Source organism: Kitasatospora sp. NPDC096140 (assembly GCF_040303045.1).
Taxonomy (GTDB): Bacteria; Actinomycetota; Actinomycetes; order Streptomycetales; family Streptomycetaceae; genus Kitasatospora.
Genome location: NZ_JBEOUW010000057.1, coordinates 1 through 17,450 on the forward strand (window position 1 = coordinate 1; position 17,450 = coordinate 17,450).

The 17,450-nt window shown below is 72.8% G+C and carries 13 protein-coding genes; 8 read left to right on the forward strand and 5 right to left on the reverse strand.

What is annotated here, in order from left to right; all coding sequences use genetic code 11:
- Nucleotides 1-366 (forward strand): amidohydrolase family protein (locus tag ABT048_RS36950; RefSeq protein WP_350526002.1); only part of this gene is annotated, 366 nt, incomplete at its 5' end.
- An 85-nt stretch (nucleotides 367-451) separates the two neighbouring features.
- Here the strand turns inward: ABT048_RS36950 and ABT048_RS36955 are convergent.
- The 5 genes from ABT048_RS36955 to ABT048_RS36975 all read right to left on the reverse strand — a co-directional run bounded on the left by ABT048_RS36955 (nucleotide 452) and on the right by ABT048_RS36975 (nucleotide 8,077).
- Nucleotides 452-2,914 (reverse strand): RICIN domain-containing protein, encoded by a 2,463-nt coding sequence (locus ABT048_RS36955; RefSeq protein WP_350526003.1) that lies wholly within the window; start codon nucleotides 2,912-2,914, stop codon nucleotides 452-454.
- Between the two features lie 120 nt (nucleotides 2,915-3,034).
- Nucleotides 3,035-4,921, reverse strand: a complete 1,887-nt coding sequence (locus ABT048_RS36960) for a DUF5107 domain-containing protein (RefSeq protein ID WP_350526004.1) — start codon at nucleotides 4,919-4,921, stop codon at nucleotides 3,035-3,037.
- Nucleotides 4,918-5,763: a carbohydrate ABC transporter permease gene (locus tag ABT048_RS36965; RefSeq protein WP_350526005.1), complete on the reverse strand. Its 846-nt coding sequence runs from the start codon at nucleotides 5,761-5,763 to the stop codon at nucleotides 4,918-4,920. The genes ABT048_RS36960 and ABT048_RS36965 overlap by 4 nt, the downstream gene beginning before the upstream one ends.
- Before the next feature lie 62 nt (nucleotides 5,764-5,825).
- Nucleotides 5,826-6,791, reverse strand: a complete 966-nt coding sequence (locus ABT048_RS36970; protein ID WP_350526006.1) for a carbohydrate ABC transporter permease — start codon at nucleotides 6,789-6,791, stop codon at nucleotides 5,826-5,828.
- Nucleotides 6,792-6,793: 2 nt separating this feature from the next.
- The gene (locus ABT048_RS36975; RefSeq protein ID WP_350526007.1) at nucleotides 6,794-8,077 is read right to left on the reverse strand and encodes an ABC transporter substrate-binding protein; all 1,284 of its coding nucleotides are present in this window, start codon (nucleotides 8,075-8,077) and stop codon (nucleotides 6,794-6,796) included.
- A 361-nt stretch (nucleotides 8,078-8,438) separates the two neighbouring features.
- Here ABT048_RS36975 and ABT048_RS36980 point away from each other — a divergent pair, with 361 nt between their 5' ends.
- From ABT048_RS36980 to ABT048_RS37010, 7 genes are all read left to right on the forward strand, one after another.
- On the forward strand, nucleotides 8,439-9,563 hold the full coding sequence (locus tag ABT048_RS36980; RefSeq protein WP_350526008.1) for a LacI family DNA-binding transcriptional regulator: 1,125 nt from the start codon (nucleotides 8,439-8,441) through the stop codon (nucleotides 9,561-9,563).
- Nucleotides 9,550-10,308: a DeoR/GlpR family DNA-binding transcription regulator gene (locus ABT048_RS36985; RefSeq protein WP_350526009.1), complete on the forward strand. Its 759-nt coding sequence runs from the start codon at nucleotides 9,550-9,552 to the stop codon at nucleotides 10,306-10,308. Before ABT048_RS36980 ends, ABT048_RS36985 begins: the two co-directional genes overlap by 14 nt.
- A 169-nt stretch (nucleotides 10,309-10,477) precedes the next feature.
- Nucleotides 10,478-11,755, forward strand: coding sequence for an extracellular solute-binding protein (locus ABT048_RS36990; RefSeq protein ID WP_350526010.1), 1,278 nt, complete (start codon nucleotides 10,478-10,480; stop codon nucleotides 11,753-11,755).
- A gap of 79 nt (nucleotides 11,756-11,834) precedes the next feature.
- Nucleotides 11,835-12,794, forward strand: a complete 960-nt coding sequence (locus ABT048_RS36995; RefSeq protein ID WP_350526011.1) for a carbohydrate ABC transporter permease — start codon at nucleotides 11,835-11,837, stop codon at nucleotides 12,792-12,794.
- Nucleotides 12,791-13,630, forward strand: a complete 840-nt coding sequence (locus ABT048_RS37000) for a carbohydrate ABC transporter permease (RefSeq protein ID WP_350526012.1) — start codon at nucleotides 12,791-12,793, stop codon at nucleotides 13,628-13,630. Before ABT048_RS36995 ends, ABT048_RS37000 begins: the two co-directional genes overlap by 4 nt.
- Before the next feature lie 52 nt (nucleotides 13,631-13,682).
- Nucleotides 13,683-14,663 (forward strand): SIS domain-containing protein, encoded by a 981-nt coding sequence (locus ABT048_RS37005; protein WP_350526013.1) that lies wholly within the window; start codon nucleotides 13,683-13,685, stop codon nucleotides 14,661-14,663.
- 80 nt (nucleotides 14,664-14,743) lie between these two features.
- Nucleotides 14,744-17,410, forward strand: coding sequence for a glycoside hydrolase family 31 protein (locus ABT048_RS37010; RefSeq protein ID WP_350526014.1), 2,667 nt, complete (start codon nucleotides 14,744-14,746; stop codon nucleotides 17,408-17,410).
- Nucleotides 17,411-17,450 lie beyond the last annotated feature (40 nt).

Below are 17,450 nucleotides of genomic sequence, written 5' to 3' on the forward strand. Positions count from 1 at the left end.
GACGCCATGGCCGCCGCCGGCATGGGCGACGGCCTCTACCCCCTCGGCCCCCTCCAGGTCCGCGTCACCAACGGCATCGCCATGCTCCCCGACGGCAGCTCCATCGCCGGCTCCACCCTCACCCTCGACCAGGCCTTCCGAAGAGCCCTCACCATCGGCAAACTGACGCTCAACCAGGCCGTCCAATCGCTGTCCGCCACCCCCGCCCGCCTCCTCGGCCTCGACCACCGCACCGGCTCCCTGGAAACCGGCAAACTCGCCGACCTCGTCATCGTCGACACCGAGAGCTTCGACCTGGTCGCCGTCATGCGCCACGGCCACTGGGCCCGCGGCGCCGACCGCTTCCGAACCGTCCGAACCGCCTGAACGAGCCCCCTGGCAACGCCGACGGCCGCCCTCCCCGCTGTGGGGAGGGCGGCCGTGGTGCGTCCGGACGGCGGACGCGCCCGGGTCAGGCGAGCGACCACCGCTGCAGCGGTGAGCCGGTGTCCGGTTGCTGGGTCACCGAGGCACCGTCGGCCGTAGAGGCGGTGGTGAGCAGCAGTCCGCTGCGGGCCGAGGTGACGGTGTACGAGCCGTCGGCCGTCCGCCGGACCGTCCAGTGCTGGTTGGCGCCGCCGCTGCACGGCCACTGGATGATCCGGGCCCCGGCGGCGGTGGACCCGCCGTCGACGTCGGCGCACATCGACGAGCGCCCGTTGACCAGCTCGTAGCTGCCGTCGGGCTGCCGGCGGAACTGCCAGAGCTGGTTGGCGGCGCCGGACGCGGTCCAGGTGATGAGGGCGTTGCCGGCGGTGGTGCTGTTGTCGGCGTCGTCGAGCGCCTTGCCTCCCGTGGTCAGGGTGTGGTTCCCGCCGAGGTCCGGCTCGACCGTCCAGGTGAAGCCGGCCGAGGCGCTCGCGGTGCCGGAGGCGGCGGTGACGGTGACCGTGGAGGTCCCGGGGCCGGTCGGGGTGCCGGTGATCAGACCGGCGGGGCTGACGGAGAGCCCGGCGGGCAGGCCGGTCGCCGTGAAGGTGAGCGGCTTGCCGAAGCTGTCGGTGGCGTCGAACTGCACCGAGACGGCCTGGCCCACGGTGTCGGAGCGGTCGCCGGGGGCGGTGAGCACGACCGCCTCGACCGCCTTGCCGGTCGGGGTCAGTGTGAGGCTCTGCCGGGCCGCGGTCCGCCCGCCGCCGACCGCCGAGCCGGTGGTGTCGGTCCAGAACCGGGCGGGCGTGGTCTCGGCCGGGGTGCCGGCGGCGGTGAGGCCGAGGACCAGGCCGCTGTACCGGTTGACCAGGCGGTATCCGGTGCCGGCCGGCACGATGAACCACTGCTGTCCGACGCCGGTGCCACTGCCGACGGTCGGCGCGGCGCCCCAGGCCCGGCCGGCGGCGGTCGACGCGTCCACCCCGAGGGCCCCGCCGGTCGCGGCGTTGACGATCCGGTAGGAGCCGTCGCCGGTGCTCGCGAACGACCAGGACTCCAGCGCGGAGCCGGTGGGGCCCGCCAGCGAGGTGGTCGCCGGGCTGCCGCGGCGCTGGGCCAGGACCCGGCCGTCGCCGCTGCCGATCCGGTACCTCCTGGTGAGGTCGAAGGGCGCGGGCGCCGGCCGGGTGGAGCCGACGGTGATCTCGGCGTACTCGCCGTCCGAGGCGGAACAGGCGAAGGCGCAGTACGACCGGAAGGTCTTGCCGATGATCGTGGAGCCGGTCAGGCTGGCGCTGTCGAGGAACCAGCGGTACCAGGAGGCGGTGTGGTAGCCGCCGGTGTCGCCGAGCAGGGTCCACTTCTGGGTGGTGAGGTCCTTGGTGGCGTAGATCTGCTGCGGGGCGTTGCCGCTCTGGTCGACGGCCTGCGGCGTGCCGAGGTAGAGGCCCAGGTAGGCGTCGTAGGCGACGTTCAGGACGAACAGCGGCGTGCTCGGGGCGAGCGTGCCGGCGGCGATCTGCTGACTGACGGTGCCGGGATTGGCCGGGTCGTACTCCTCGGCGGGCGGCAGGTAGCCGGTGGGCTGGGAGCCGTCGGCGGGCACCATGTCGCTCTCCAGGCCGCCCGCGCCGGGCTGGGACCACGCGCCGTCGTACCACTTGCGCCAGCTACCGGGCGCCATCTTGGCGGAGATCGGGGCCCGCGCGACGTGTTCCTGGAAGGCGCCCCAGCTGCCGCCCTTGTCGACGATCCGGGAGCCGTAGAAGACGTAGAAGTAGCCGGAGGCGGTGTCCACGAACAGCCGCTGGTCGCCGTCGCCGTAGGAGAAGGTCTGCTGCGGGAAGGCCGCGGTGTCACCCCGTGCGGTGCTGTGGGGGGAGGTGATCGCGTGGTCCCTGATGGTCCAGGTCCGGCCCTGGTCGGTGGAGACGGCGTAGTCGATCGCGTCGTAGTGCAGACCGTCGCCGAAGGGCTGCGGGGTGAACTCGTTGTGCACCAGCCCGTACCAGTCGCCGGTGTCCGGGTCGACCCAGACTCCCGACAGGTCGCAGTAGTTCCGCTGGGAGTAGCGGGAGCCCTGCGGGGCGTCGGTGGCCTCCAGGCCGGTGGGGCTGTTGTTGCAGCGCGCGGTGGTGTCGTCGTTCCGGTCGGTCGGGTCGGCGGGGTTGACGGCGTCGCTGATCTCGGCCGACCTGGTGGCGCCGTCGAAGTCCGCGCCGGTGTAGAAGTCCCACTGCCGGGAGTCCTTCGCGCCGTACAGCGCGTGGGACTGCTGGAAGTAGAACGTGCCGTCCTTGTCGGTGTAGACACTGGCGGGCGTGTCGTCGGGGGAGGCGTACGAGCCGGTCCGGCCGATCGAGACGGTGTACGTGGCGGGGGCCGGTTTGCCGGGGGCGGGCCTGTCGGCGGCCGCGGGGGCGGCGGTCAGGGTGGCGGCGCCGAGCGCCGCCAGGACGGTGGCGGTGAGGGCCCGGGCCCGTCCGGTACGTCGTGGTGACAACTGCTGCTCCTCTTCCGTGGTGGGGCGCACCGTTGCGCCCCTGCTGTGGGGGGTGCGGAACGGGAGAGTGGTCCGAGGGGACGTCGATCGGCCGTCGGTGAGCCGGTGATCGGCGGGTGATCAGCCGTCGGCCATCCGGAAGTCGTACTGCGGCGGCACCGGCGTGCCGGGGTGGACGGCGAGCCAGAGGGTGTCCAGGGAGAGCTCGCCCTCGCGCATGGTGTCGACCCGGATGCCCTCGGCCAGCAGGCGCCGGACGAGGTCGTCGTCGCCGGAGGCGTGCGCGGCCTCCGCCTCGGCCAGCCGGATCCGCCCGTGCGCCCGGTCGGCCGGGGAGAGGTCCGCGATCAGCGCGAGCGCGTCGGCGGGGCGCCCGGCGCGCCGCAGCGACTCCAGTGTCTCGATCGTCAGCTCCCGCAGTTCGGGCCGGAGCCGGTGGGCCGAGTGCAGGAGGTCGGCGGCCTCCTGCGGGTCCGGGGTGAGGAGGGCGAGCGAGCGCAGCGCCCAGGGCGAGGCCTGCGCGGCGACGGAGCGCTCGAAGGCGTCGCGGGCGGACTCCCGCTCCCCGGCCGCCAGGCGCAGCAGCCCGAGCTGGTACAGCGCGTGCCAGTCGGTGGCGCTGTCCTCCAGCAGCAGCCGCCAGTGCGCCCCGGTGACCGGCTCGGCCGGCGGGTCGCAGACCGGGAGCGTGCCGGTCCCGAGGAGTCGGCGCCAGGGTTCCTGGGCGGCCGTCGGCGCGCCGAAGGGCAGGAGGGGCGAGAGGGGCAGGGCGCCGGCCTCGATCTCCAGCGCGGCCCAGCCGTCGCCCGGGGACAACACCTCCTCGGGCTCGCCGAACCGCTCGGCGAACGCGTCGGCCCGTTCCAGCTCCAGCGGCGGGACCAGCCGGTCCAGCGCCTCGCCGGCGGCCTGCCGGGCGCCTTCCCAACTCCCGTGCACCGCAACGGGATCGACCTGCAGCAGCCCGTACGCCTCGGTCCAGGACCAGGTGGCGCCGGCCGGCATCGGCAGGTGTTCCAGCTGGGTGCGGGCGAGGCCCGCCTGGATCTCCAGGTAGCCGGCGCCCGGGCCGGAGAGCCACTCCTGCCAGTGCCTGCCACCGGTGCCGGTGCCCCAGCAGAACAGCTTGCGGCCGCGCAGCCGGGCGGTGGAGGTCTGGACGAGCCCGGTGCCGGCGCGGTCCAGTGCGGCGATCCAGGGGCGGCGGCCGGCGGGGAGGTCGAGGAAGTAGTCGGCGGCGCGCAGGGCCCGGCCGGGGTAGCTGCGGTCGGCGCCGTCGACCTGCGGGAAGGGCACCCGGCGCAGGTCGCTGACGTAGTCGCAGTGGAAGGCGTGGTCGGCCGGGCCGAGGACGCGGACGTCCCGGTCCTCGGGCACGGCGATGTTGGACCACCAGTACACCGGCGTCTCGGCCGGCGAGGGGTTGTGCACGGCGATGCGGACGTACAGCACCGGGGAGCCGGCGGGCAGCCAGGCGTCCATCCGCAGGACCAGGCGCCGCAGCCGCTCGAAGGCGTACATCCGCAGGCCGGGGGTGCCGTCGGGCGCGGTCACCCGGGCGGCGTGCAGCGGCTCGCAGGTCAGCGGCCAGTGCCCGGTGGTGCCGAGGTTCCACTCCACGCCGCCGGCCAGCCAGGCGTCCCGCAGGGCGAGGTTGGCGGGCTGGAGGATCGGGTTGCGGTGCAGCAGCTCCCGTCCGCCCGGCCGGTGGACCAGCGACCACAGCCGCCCGCCGAGGGAGGGCAGGAAGGTGGCGGTGACGTGCTCGTTCTCCAGGACCACGCACGGGAGTTCGCGCTCGGCGCGGACGCGGTCGTACCCGCCCTGCCGGGTGTAGGGGAGCAGGGTGTCCGGTACGCCGTACGCCAGGTTGCGGCGCATCTCGTCGTCGACCCCGGCGCCCGCGCCGGTCTGGCGGGGCAGGCCGTGCAGGATCGGCAGGGTGCCGCCGACCGGATCGGGGGTGCCGTCGATGCGGAGCAGGTCGGTGCGCAGGGTCGAGGTCACTTGCCGATCCCAACTGTCATGCCCTGGATGATCCGCGAGCCCATCCAGGAGAAGAGCGCGATCATCGGGGCGAGGATGATGCAGACCCCGGCGAACATGGTGCCGAAGTCCAGGCCGTTGAACTGCTGTGCCGCGACGAACGAGGAGAGCGCCACCGGGAGGGTGACCGTCCCCTGGCTGTTCGTCAGGACCAGGGCGAACAGGGTCTCGTTCCAGGCGGTGACGAACTGCAGCAGGAAGGCGGTGACCAGCCCGCCGCGGGCGACCGGGAGCACCACCAGGACGAAGGTGCGCAGCGGGCCGGCGCCGTCCAGGACGGCGGCCTCCTCCAGCACGCCGGGGATGCCGCGGAAGAAGCCGGTCAGCAGGAAGACCGTGAACGGCATCGCCAGGCCGACGTAGACCAGCCCCAGGCCGAGGTCGCTGTCGGTCAGGCCGACCCGGGACAGGCCGACGAACAGCGGCACCACCAGCACCTGGCCGGGCACGCCGAGGCCCATCGCGAAGGCCGTCGTCAGCGCCGAGGCGGTCCGCGAGCGGCGCCGGGCGAGGGCGTACGCGCAGGGGGCGGCGAGGGACACGGCGACCACGGAGGAGAGTCCGGCGGTGAGCACGCTGTTGAGGGCCGCCCGCGCGAAGCCGCCCTCGTCGAGCGCGGTGGTGTAGTTCGAGGTCTGCGGGCTGGTCGGCAGGCCGAAGCCGTGGCGCAGGATGTCGGGGCCGCTGCGCAGCGAGGTCAGGAGGATCCACAGGACCAGCAGCAGGTCGGCGGCGACGACGGTCCAGACGGCGGCCGTGCCGATCCTGCTCGCGAGTCCGGTGGGTCGGTTGGTGCGTCGCACGGGTGGTGACCTTTCCGGTTGCGGGGTGGGGGCCGGGAGGCGACCGGCCGGGACGCGGCGGGTCAGTACTCGATCGGCTCGCGGCGCAGCAGGCGGCGCAGCACCACGGTGATCAGCGTGACCATGGCCAGGCTGACGATCGCGGCGGCGGTGGCCGTGCCCAGCCGGGGGACGGTGCCCTGCGGGAAGGCCTCGGTGTACACGTACACGGCGGTGTTCCAACTGCTCACCGGCGGATAGGCGTTGGTGCTGCCGCCGTAGAGCAGGATCAGTTCGAAGATCTTCACCGAGCTGACGGTCCAGAGCACCGCGCAGACCGCGATGACGTCCCAGGCGCACGGCAGGGTGACGTGCCGGAAGCGCTGGAAGGGGCCGGCGCCGTCGAGTTCGGCCGCCTCGTAGAGGTGGTCGGGGATCTGGTCGACGGCCGCCATGATGATCGAGGTGTAGTAGCCGGTCGCCGTCCAGACCAGGGTGCCCAGGACCATCGGGAGCAGGTTGTCCGTCGCCAGCCACTTGGGCGGCGTGGTCACCCCGAACAGCTCCAGCGCCCGGTTCACCGGGCCGGTGGGCGAGAACAGGAACCCGGCGGCGATGCCGAAGACCATGCCGTTGACCAGCGACGGGAAGAACAGCACCGAGCGGGCGAAGAGCCTGGCCCGCATCTCGCGCAGCACCAGGGTCAGCGCGAAGCTCAGCACGAAGGTGATCGTGCCGCCGACGACCATCAGTTCGAGGGTGTTGAACAGGGAGGTGCGGAACCGCGGGTCGCGGAACAGCAGGGTGTAGTTCTGCAGGCCGCGCCAGTCCATCCCGCCCATGCCGTCCCACCGGTGCAGGCTGGTCCACAGGGCGTAGCCGACCGGGGCGACGAACAGCACCGCGTACACGAGCAGTGCGGGCGCGGCGAACGGCCAGAACACCCGGCGGCGTTGGCGCTCCAGCGGGCCGACGCCGGCCCGGGCGGCGCGCTCCGAGCGGCCGCGGGCGGCGCCCGTCCGGAGCGGGTCCTCGATCGTCGTCGCCACCGTCAGCCCTGGGTCTGCCAGTAGGTGACCTGGTCGGCCCTGCACGTGGCGACGAACCGGGCGGCCGTGCTCTTGCCGTGCCAGAGGTCCAGGTAGTTCTCGTTCAGGACCTTGGGCAGCCAGCTGCCTCCCACCCCGTCGAAGCTCAGGCGCAGGCTCGGGGCCTCCAGGGTCTTCTGGACGTCGGCCAGTTCGGCCGGGGCGGGGATGTCGCTGCGCGGGGTGATGTTCAGCGCGGTGGTGGAGATCCCGGACAGGTGCTTCTTCTGCAGGAAGAACGCGATGAACCTCTGCGCGGCGGCCGCGTTCCTGGCCCGCTTGGGGATCGCGAAGCCGAACAGGCCGGCGTCCGGGGTCTTCGCGGTGGGCGGCAGGATCGAGGCCATCTTCCAGCCGGCCGGGACCTGCCGGGCGACCTCGGAGGTGACGTAGTTGCCGTCCATGTAGAAGGCGGCCTTGCCGGCCGTCCAATTGGTCTCCTGCGCGGGGAACTTGGTGGCGTCGTAGCCCTCGATCAGGTGACCGCCCCTGACCAGCTGCTCCACCTGCTGGGCGGCGGCGAGGACCGCCGGGTTGTCCCAGGCCGCGCCGGACCTGTCGGCGGAGAGCTCGGCGACGTTCACCCCGGCGCCGTTGAGCAGGTAGTCGAGGAACAGCCCGTTGGTCCACGGGTCCTCGCCCTCGGAGGCGATGCAGGCCTTGCCGGCCGCCTTCAGGGCGTCGCAGACCCCGAGCAGGCCAGCCCAGTCGGTGGGCGGGGTCGGCATGGCCGCGGCGACCGCCGGGTCGGCCGCGTTGTAGAACATCGCGTTGGTGACCACCTCGTACGGGATCACGTAGTGGTTCGAGCCGGACGGGTCCTTCGGCAGCATGTCGAAGTACTTGGCCGGGATGACGTGGGAGACCGGGACGTCCTCCCCCGGCACCGGCAGCTGCAGGACCGGCGAGAGGTCCAGGGCCTGGCCCGCCGCGGCGGTGGTGCCGTAGACCTTGTCGTCGGACTCGTCCCACAGGTCCGGCGCCTGGTTGGCGGCGATCGCCGGGCCGATCTTCTTGGCGATGTCCCGGCCCGCCCAGGTGACGCTCACCTTGGCGCCGGTGGTGGCGGTGAAGTCGTCGATCGCGGCCTTGATCACCTTGGCCTGCGGCTCGTCCGCGCGCCACATCGACCAGTAGGTGAAGCCGCCGGAGGCCTTGGCGTCGCTCCCCGATCCGCTGCCGCAGGCGCTCACGCCGAGCACGAGCGCGGCGGCGGTGGCCGCGCCGACGATGCGGGCAGCGGACATCGTTGTTCTCCCCATGGGTGGTTCCTCTCGGAGGCGCGAGATGCCGCGCGGACGTTTTCGTTGCTGCGCGGACGTTTTGTTGCTGCGCGGACGTTTTGTTGCTGCGCGGACGTTTCGTCAGCCGGGGCCCGACGGACGGCGGGGAGCGGCTGGTTGGCTGGGACGATACGGTCGGGTTGACCGGTAAATCAAGAGTGCTTGCAGAATCGGCTTCCGGCCCGCTGCACTCCCGGCCGGGCCCTGCCGACAGAACCTCACGTCACGGTCGGGACAAGGGTTCGGGTCGGTATTGACGGTCCTTCAGTCGTGCCCTACGTTTCACCGAAAGCAAAGTTGACCGGTCAATGCGAGGTATCCATCCATGGTGACGATGCAGGACGTGGCCGAGCGTGCCGGGGTCACGAAGCAGACCGTCTCCAACGTCATCCGGGGGCGGGGGGCCGTGGGCCCGGCGACCGCGGCCCGGGTGCGCGCCGCGATCGAGGAGCTGGGGTACACCCCCAACCTGGTCGCGCGCTCCCTCGCCACCGGCGCCACCCGGACGGTCGGCCTGTTCGTCCCCACCGTGACGGGCTCCTTCTACCCCGCCATCGTCGAGGAGGTCGAGGACGTCCTCGACGCGAACGGCTACCACCTGCTGCTCTGCACCACCCGGCTCGACGGCGAGCGCGCCAAGCGGCACCTGGCCGGGCTGACCAGCCGCTCGGTCGACGCGCTGCTGATCGCCGGCGACCGGGACCTGATCGACCACCTGCCGCTCCTCGCCGAGGCGTCCTTCCCGGTCGCCCTGTGCGCCTGGGAGACCGACGCCCCCGACCGCTTCCCGGTGGTCACCATCGACTACGAGCGGGCCGGCTTCCTCGCCGGGCGCCACCTGCGCGAGCTCGGACACGAACGCGTCGCCGTGCTCGCCAGCCCCGACCACGGCCCACGGGTGGCCGGCTTCCGGCGCGCCTTCGCCGCCGACGGCCTGACCGTCCCCGACGAGGCCGTCCACACGGCGCCCGAGCCCACCCCCGCGGGCGGCTTCGCGGCGGCGACGACGGCGCTGACCGCCGACCCCGGCACCACCGCGCTGTTCGCCACCCACGACGTCCTCGCCCTCGGCGCCCTGGAGGCCGCCCGGGCGGCCGGGCGCTCCGTCCCGCACGACCTGTCGATCGTCGGGCACGACGACAACCCGGAGGTCGGGGTGGCCCGGCCGGCCCTCACCAGCGTGGCCATCCCCAAGCGGGAGATGGCCCGGGAGGCGGTCGAGCTGCTGCTGCGCGCCCTCACCCGCTCGGGCAGCCCGGCCAACTCGATCCAGCTGCTGCGCCCCGAGCTGGTCGTCCGGGCCAGCACCGGCCCCGTCGGCGGGCGCCGACCCGGCCCGCCCGCGCCGCCTGCGGCTCCCGCAGGCGGCGCGGCTCCCGCAGCGAGCAGTTCCGCGCAAAGATCGTCCCGCGCGCCGGCGGCACTAGACTTCCGTCATGCTCAAAGCTGACCGCACCTCCCGGATCCTCGCGCACCTCACCGAGACGGGCAGCGCCGACGTGCACGAGCTGGCCGAGCTCCTGCAGGTGTCGGCGGCGACCGTCCGCCGTGACCTGCAGGAGCTGCACGACCAGGGACTGCTGCACCGCACCCGTGGCGGGGCGGTCACCGGCGCCGTCAACCTCGAACTGCCGCTGCGCCACAAGCACGGCACGCGGCAGGCGGAGAAGCGGCGGATCGCGCTGACGGCGGACCGGCTGGTGCCGGACGGCGCGGTGGTGGGCCTCACCGGCGGCACCACGACGAGCGAGCTGGCCCGGGTGCTCGCCGAGCGCGGCGGGATCACCATCGTCACCAACGCCGTGAACATCGCGGCCGACCTGATCGTCCGGCCGGACGTCCGCCTGGTGGTGGTCGGCGGCATCGCCCGCACCACCAGCTACGAACTGGTGGGGCCGGCCGCCGACCGGATGCTCGCCCAGTACCACCTCGACCTCGCCTTCATCGGCGTGGACGGCCTGACCGCCCAGGAGGGCTGCACCACGCACGACGAGATGGAGGCCCAGACCGACCGCGCCTTCCTGCACAGCAGCGCGCGGGCGGTGGTGCTGGCCGACAGCACCAAGATCGGCCGGGTCACCTTCGCCAAGATCTGCCCGCTCGCCGAGGTCCACGACCTGGTCACCGACGACGAGGTGACGGCCGATCAGGAGGAGGCGATCACCGGCTGCGGAGTGCGGGTGCTGCGCGCCTGACTCCCGTGCACCCGAAGCCCGGCCGGAGCCGCCCCGGCCGGGCTTTCTGCTGTCCGGCCGGTTGACATGGACTCCTCGACGCAGCAAGCTCGTTCGGAACTGCTCGAAAAAAGCTTCCTTCAAGCATCTCGGATCAACAGATCAAGCGCGTACGAAGGCGGTAACTGCGGTGAAGACACGTGTGCTGGCCCTCTCCACGGCGTGCGCCCTCGGCGCCCTCGCCCTCACCGCCTGCGGAAGCGGCGGAGGCGGAGGCGGCGGGGCCGACGCCGGCGGCAAGGTGACGCTCAAACTGGTCGCCGCCGACTACGGCGACAAGGAGTCCAACAGCTCGAAGACCTACTGGAACGACGTCGCCACCGCGTTCACCGCGGCCAATCCGGACATCAAGGTCGACGTCCAGGTGGTGAACTGGAACGACATCGACAAGCAGGTCAAGACGATGATCCAGAGCGGCAACGTGCCGGACGTCCTGCAGACCGGCGGCTACGCCGACAAGGTCGCCGACGACCTCCTCTACAAGGCCGAGGACGTGCTGTCGCCCGCCACCCGGGCCGACCTCATCGACAGCTTCGCCAAGGCCGGCGAGGTCAAGGGCGTGCAGTACGGCATCCCGTTCGTCTCCTCCTCCCGCGCCCTGTTCTACAACAAGACCGTCCTCCAGCAGGCGGGCATCGACCAACCGCCCACCACCTGGGAGGAGTTGCGCAAGGACGCCGAACAGATCAAGGCCAGGGTGCCCGGCGTCACCCCGTACGCGCTGCCGCTCGGCCCGGAGGAGGCACAGGGCGAGAGCATGCTCTGGGAGCTCGGCAACGGCGGCGGCCCCACCGGCAAGGACGGCGCCTACACCCTGAACAGCCAGGCCGACATCGACACCTTCGGCTGGCTCAAGGCCAACCTGGTCGGCCCCGGGCTCACCTACCCCAACCCGGCCACCACCGACCGCAAGACCGCCTTCGCCGACTTCGCGGCGGGCAAGGCCGCCATGCTCAACGGCCACCCGTCGCTGATCCAGATGGCCACGGCGGGCAAGGTCGACTACGGCATCGTCCCCGTCCCCGGCAAGGCGGGCCCGCTCGCCTCCACGCTCGGCGTGGCGGACTGGATGATGGCCTTCAAGAAGAACGGGCACCGCGACCAGATCAGGAAGTTCCTCGACTTCGCGTACACCAAGGACAACCTGCTGAAGTTCGACGAGACCTACAACCTGATGCCGGTCACCCAGAGCGCCCTGAGCGAGATGACCGCGAGCGGCAGGCACAAGGACCTCGAACCCTTCTTCGCCCTGCTGCCGCACGCCGTCTTCTACCCGCTCGGCGACACCAGCTGGGACGCGGTCTCCGCCGAGCTCAAGAAGGGCATCGGCGCCGCCGTCTCCGGCGACCCGGCGAAGGTCCTCGGCGACCTGCAGAAGAAGGCCCAGGACGCGGTGGCGAACAACTAGCGCCCCGCGCAAGGACCGTGAGCCCGCGCCCGCGAGCCAGCGCCCCTACGAACCCGCGCAGCCCTCGAAAGGCACCCCCGTGACCACCGACTTCCGGCCGGCGCACGCCACCCCCGCGCGCCGCCCCGCACCCCCGGGCCCCCGCCCGCCCCGCCCCGCGGCGCGGGGCACCCGCCCGGGCAGGCTCGGCCCGCTGCCCTGGATCGCCCCGGCCGTCCTGCTGATCCTCGCCGTCGTGCTGTGGCCCGTCTACGAGATGGTCCGCACCTCCTTCCTGCGCATCAGCACCAGCGGCTTCGTCCGGGGCTCCGCCGGTTCGGACAAGTACCGCAAGCTGTTCGGCGAGGCCGACCTCGGCCACGTCCTGCTCGCCACGGTGGTCTGGACGGCCGCCGTGGTCGGCCTGACCATGCTGCTCTCGCTCGGCCTCGCCCAGCTGTTCGACCAGCGCTTCCCGGGCCGCCGGTACGCCCGCTGGGCCCTGATCGCCCCCTGGGCAGCGTCCGTGCTGATGACCTCCATCGGCTTCAAGTGGATGCTCGACCGGACCGCCGGCGTGCTCAACACCGCCATGACCGACCTCGGACTGGTCGACGGCCCCCGGGACTGGCTCGGCGACCCCTCGACGGCCTGGCCCTGGATGGTGTTCGTCGCCGTCTTCGTGTCGCTGCCGTTCACCACCTACACCCTGCTCGCCGGCCTGCAGACCGTCCCCGCCGAGCTGTACGAGGCGGCCCGGGTGGACGGCGCCTCGCCCTGGCAGACCTACCGGCGGATCACCCTGCCGCTGCTGCGCCCGGCGTTCCTGGTCGGCGTCGTCATCAACCTGATCAACGTGTTCAACTCCTTCCCCGTCATCTGGGGCATGACCCAGGGCGGCCCGGGCAGCGACACCGCCACCAGCACGGTGTTCACGTACCAGCTGAAGAGCACCGACATCGGCGAGTCCGCGGCCATGTCGGTGGTCAACTTCGCGCTGGTGGTGCTGATGGTCCTGGTCTTCCTGAAGGTCAGCCGCTGGAACGGGGAGGAGAGTTGAGAGCCCGGCGCGGCGGCCGCCGGATCCGGCCGCGCACCGTCGTGCTCGCCGCCGTCGCCTGGCTGCTGGCGGCCGTCTTCCTGCTCCCGTACCTGGAGATGGCCGTCACCGCGCTGCGCCCGGCCGACGAACTGCGCGACGCGGGCTACCTGCCGCGCCACTTCGCCTGGTCGAACTTCGTCGGCGTGTGGCGCGACTCGACCCTCGGCGGGAACCTGCGGGTCACCCTGCTGGTCGCCGGCGGCGCGACCCTGCTGGCCCTGCTGGTCGCCCTGCCCGCCGCGTACTACACCGCCCGGGTCCGGTACCGGGGCCGGCGGCTCTTCCTGCTGCTCGTCCTGGTCACCCAGATGTTCCAGCCGACCTCGCTGCTGGTGGGCCTCTACCGCGAGTTCTACCGGCTCGGCATGCTCAACTCGGTCTGGACCCTGATCCTCTGCAACGCCGCGTTCAACCTGGCCTTCGCGGTCTGGATCCTCACCGCCTACATCTCCTCCATCCCGGTGGAGTTGGAGGAGGCCGCGCTGCTCGACGGCCTCGGCCGGCTCGGCGCGCTGCGCCGGGTGGTCCTGCCGCTGGCCATGCCCGGCGTGGTCACCGCGGTGATCTTCACCTTCATCTCGGCCTGGAACGAGTTCGTGATGGGCCTGACGCTGTCCACCGAGCCGCGGAGCCAGCCGCTCACCGTCGGGATCAACAGCTTCATCGGCAACTACACCGTCGAGTGGAACTACCTGTTCGCCGGATCGGTCGTCGCGATCGTGCCGGTCGTGGTGCTGTTCGCCCTGATCGAGCGGCACGTGGTCTCCGGACTGACCGCCGGCTCGGTCAAGTAGCCGGCCACGCCCACGGGTCGAACGCCCCCGTCCCTCCGAAGGAGCCCGCCGCATGACCTCCGCCACGCCCGCCGGCACCGCGCCCGCCACGCCCTCCCACACCGCCGCCGAGATCGCCTCCCAGCCGGACTGCTGGCGCCGCGCCGCCGACGCCCTGCCCCGGTACGCCGACGCGCTGCCCCGGCGCGGCGAGCGGGTCGCCGTCGTCGGCTGCGGCACCTCCTGGTTCATGGCCCAGGCCTACGCCGCCCTGCGCGAGTGCGGCGGCCACGGGACCACGGACGCCTTCGCCGCCTCGGAGTTCCCGCCCGGCCGTGCGTACGACCGGATCCTGGCCCTCTCCCGCTCCGGCACCACGACCGAGGTGCTCGACCTGCTCGGCCACGCCCGGACGGCCGGGGTGCCCACCACCGCCGTCACCGCCGACCCGGCCACCCCGGTCATGGCGCTCGCCGGCGCCGTCGCCGTGCTCGACTTCGCGGACGAGCGCTCGGTGGTGCAGACCCGCTTCGCCACCAGCGCGCTCGCCCTGCTGCGGGCCCACCTGGAGGCCGAGGGCGCCCGGCCGGACGGCGTCCGACCGCTGGCCCGGGCCGTCCTGGACGCCGAACGCGCCGTCACGGCGCCGCTGCCCGAAGGGCTGTGCGGCGCCGAGCAGTTCACCTTCCTCGGGCGCGGCTGGACGTACGGGCTGGCGCTGGAGGCCGGGCTGAAGATGCGCGAGGCGGCGGGCGCCTGGACGGAGGCGTACCCGGCGATGGAGTACCGGCACGGCCCGATCAGCATCGCCGCGCCGGGCCGGGTGACCTGGGTGTTCGGCCCGGCGCCCGCCGGACTCGCCGAGGACATCACCCGGGCCGGCGCCCTGCTGGTCGCCGAGTCCGGCGACGCCGCGACGGAGTCGGACCCGCTGGCCGACCTGGTCCGGGCGCAGCGGCTGGCCGTCGCGGTGGCCGGGTCGCGCGGCGTCGACCCGGACCGGCCGCGCCACCTCACCCGGTCGGTCGTCCTCGGCGACCGGCAGCGGACCTGACCGGCACCGGACCTGACCGCCGCCCGGGCCGGCCACGCTCCCGCACCGCTCCCCCGCCCCAGCCGACGAAGGAGAACCCCGTGCGCCTACTCCGCCCCCACCTCCGAAGGGCCGCCCTCGCCGCGGCCCTGACCAGCCTCGCCGCCGTCGCCGGGCCCGCCCTCCCGGCCCGGGCGGCCGCCCCCGCCTCCGCCGTCCTCGACCAGGGCCACCAGAGCACCACCTGGCAGAGCCCGGCGTACGCCAAGGGGACGCTCGGCGGCGCCGGCAGCTGCCCGTCGGCCGCCCAGGACCCGGGCGGCACCGTCTGCGGCCGCTTCGACCTGACCGTCGACGTGCCGGCCGGCTACTGGGACGACAATCCGGAGGGCGGCGTCCCGATCTCGATCCAGTGGCAGGACCCCACCGAAGACTTCGACCTCTACGTCTACGACGCCGCGGGCCAGGAGGTCGCCGAGAGCGCCGGCACCGCCGACCCCGAGGCGACGGTGATCCCGAAGCCCTCCGGCACCTACCACGTCCTGGTCGTGCCCTACGACACCCACGGCGGCTCCTTCACCGGCCGCGCCTACCTGCCGCAGACCACCGACGCGGGCGACCTGACCTCCTTCGGCGGCGGCCAGGGCAGCTACGACATCGCCGCCGGCACCCTCAAGGCGAAGGTCGACTTCCTCGCCGACGACCAGCTGCGCCTGCGCGCCGCCCCGGACGGCGTGCTCACCGACCCGGCCGGCGCCACCATCGTCCGCAAGCAGCCCGAACTCCAGCGCACCACCAGCACCTTCGACGCCGGCGACTACTACGGCATCCGCTCGAAGGACCTGGTGCTGCGGGTCTACAAGCACCCCCTGCGGTTCGGCCTCTACCGGGCCGACGACCGCACCGCCGTCTGGCAGGAGGACGCCCCGCTGCGCTGGTCCACCGGCGGCCTGCGGCAGAGCCTGGTGCGCGGCGCCGACGAGCAGTTCTTCGGCGGCGGCGAGCAGAACGGCAGCTTCTCTCATCGCGACCGGACCGTCCACGTCGCCAACAGCACCGACTGGAACGAGGGCGGCTACAACAACTCCCAGCCCTTCTACGTCTCCAGTGCCGGCTACGGCGTCTTCCGCAACACCTTCGCCCCGGGGATCTACGACTTCGGCGCGCCGGTGCGCACCGGGCAGCAGGAACGCCGCCTGGACGCCTACTACTTCACCGGGGACGTCAAGTCGGTGATCGGGCAGTACACCGCGCTGGTCGGCAAGCCCTTCATGCCGCCGGTCTACGGCCTGGAGCCCGGCGACTCCGACTGCTACCTGCACAACGCCAACCGCGGCGAGCGCCACACCACGGACGCGGTGAAGGTCGCCGACGGCTACGTGCAGAACGGGATGCCGCTCGGCTGGATGCTGGTCAACGACGGCTACGGCTGCGGCTACGAGAACCTGCCGCAGACCGGCGAGGGCCTGCGCAAGGACCACGCCCAGCTGGGCCTGTGGACCCAGAACGGCCTGCCCAACCAGTCCGAGGAGGTCAAGGCCGGGGTCCGGGTGCGCAAGCTCGACGTGGCCTGGGTCGGCAACGGCTACGACTTCGCGCTGAACGCCTGCGACCGGGCGAAGGCCGGCATCGAGGACAACAGCGACGCCCGCGGCTTCGTCTGGCTGCCCGTCTCCTGGGCCGGCGCCCAGCGCTGCGGCGTGCTGTGGAGCGGCGACCAGAGCCTGTCCTGGGACTACATCCGCTGGCAGATCCCCACGTACGCGGGCGCCACGATGTCCGGGATCGCCTACGACACCGGCGACGTCGGCTCCATCTTCCGGCGCGACCCCAAGATGTACACCCGCGACCTGCAGTGGAAGGCCTTCCTGCCGGCGATCATGACCATGGACGGCTGGGCCCGGGACATGACGGGCAAGGAGCAGCGCGACCAGCAGCCCTGGCTGGACGGCGAGCCCTACACCTCGATCAACCGCAAGTACCTGCAGCTCAAGGAGCGGCTGCTGCCGTACATGTACACCCTGTCCGCCGAGGCCACCCGGACCGGCATCGGCGCCGTGCGCCCGCTCGCCCTGGAGTACCCGCACGACCCGAACGCCCTCGGGCCGAACGCGACGTACGAGTTCCTGGCCGGGCCGGACTTCCTGGTCGCGCCGGTCTACTCGGACACCTCGGTGCGCAACGGCATCTACCTGCCGGAGGGCACCTGGACCGACTACTGGACCGGGCGCACCTACCAGGGCCCGACCACGATCGACGGCTACTCGGCGCCGCTCGACACCCTGCCGCTGTTCGTCAAGGGCGGTTCGATCGTGCCCATGTGGCCGCAGGGCACGCTGTCCTGGCAGACCCGGGACCGCTCCGAACTCGACTACGACCTCTACCCGGAGGCCCGGGGCGACTCCTCCTACACCCTGTACGAGGACGACGGCGTCACCCGGCAGTTCAGCGCCGGCGCCTCGGCCACCCAGCAGGTCGACATGCACGTGGCCGGCCCGGTGACCGTCGTCAAGGTCGGTGCCAGCGACGGGAGTTACTCCGACAAGCCGGCCTCCCGGGCGTACCGCTTCACGGTGCACGGCCAGTCGGCCCCGCGCCAGGTGGTCACCCGGGGCGGCCCGCTCCCCCGGCTGGCCTCGGCCGCGGCGCTCGACGCGGCCTCCGCGGGCTGGTACCACGACGCGGCGACCGGGGTGACCACGGTCAGGACGCCGAAGCTGTCCACCGACCACGGCTTCTCCGTCGAACTCATCCACGGCGGCAGCTGAACTCGTCCACGGCGGCAGCTGACCGGAGGCCGCCGACCGG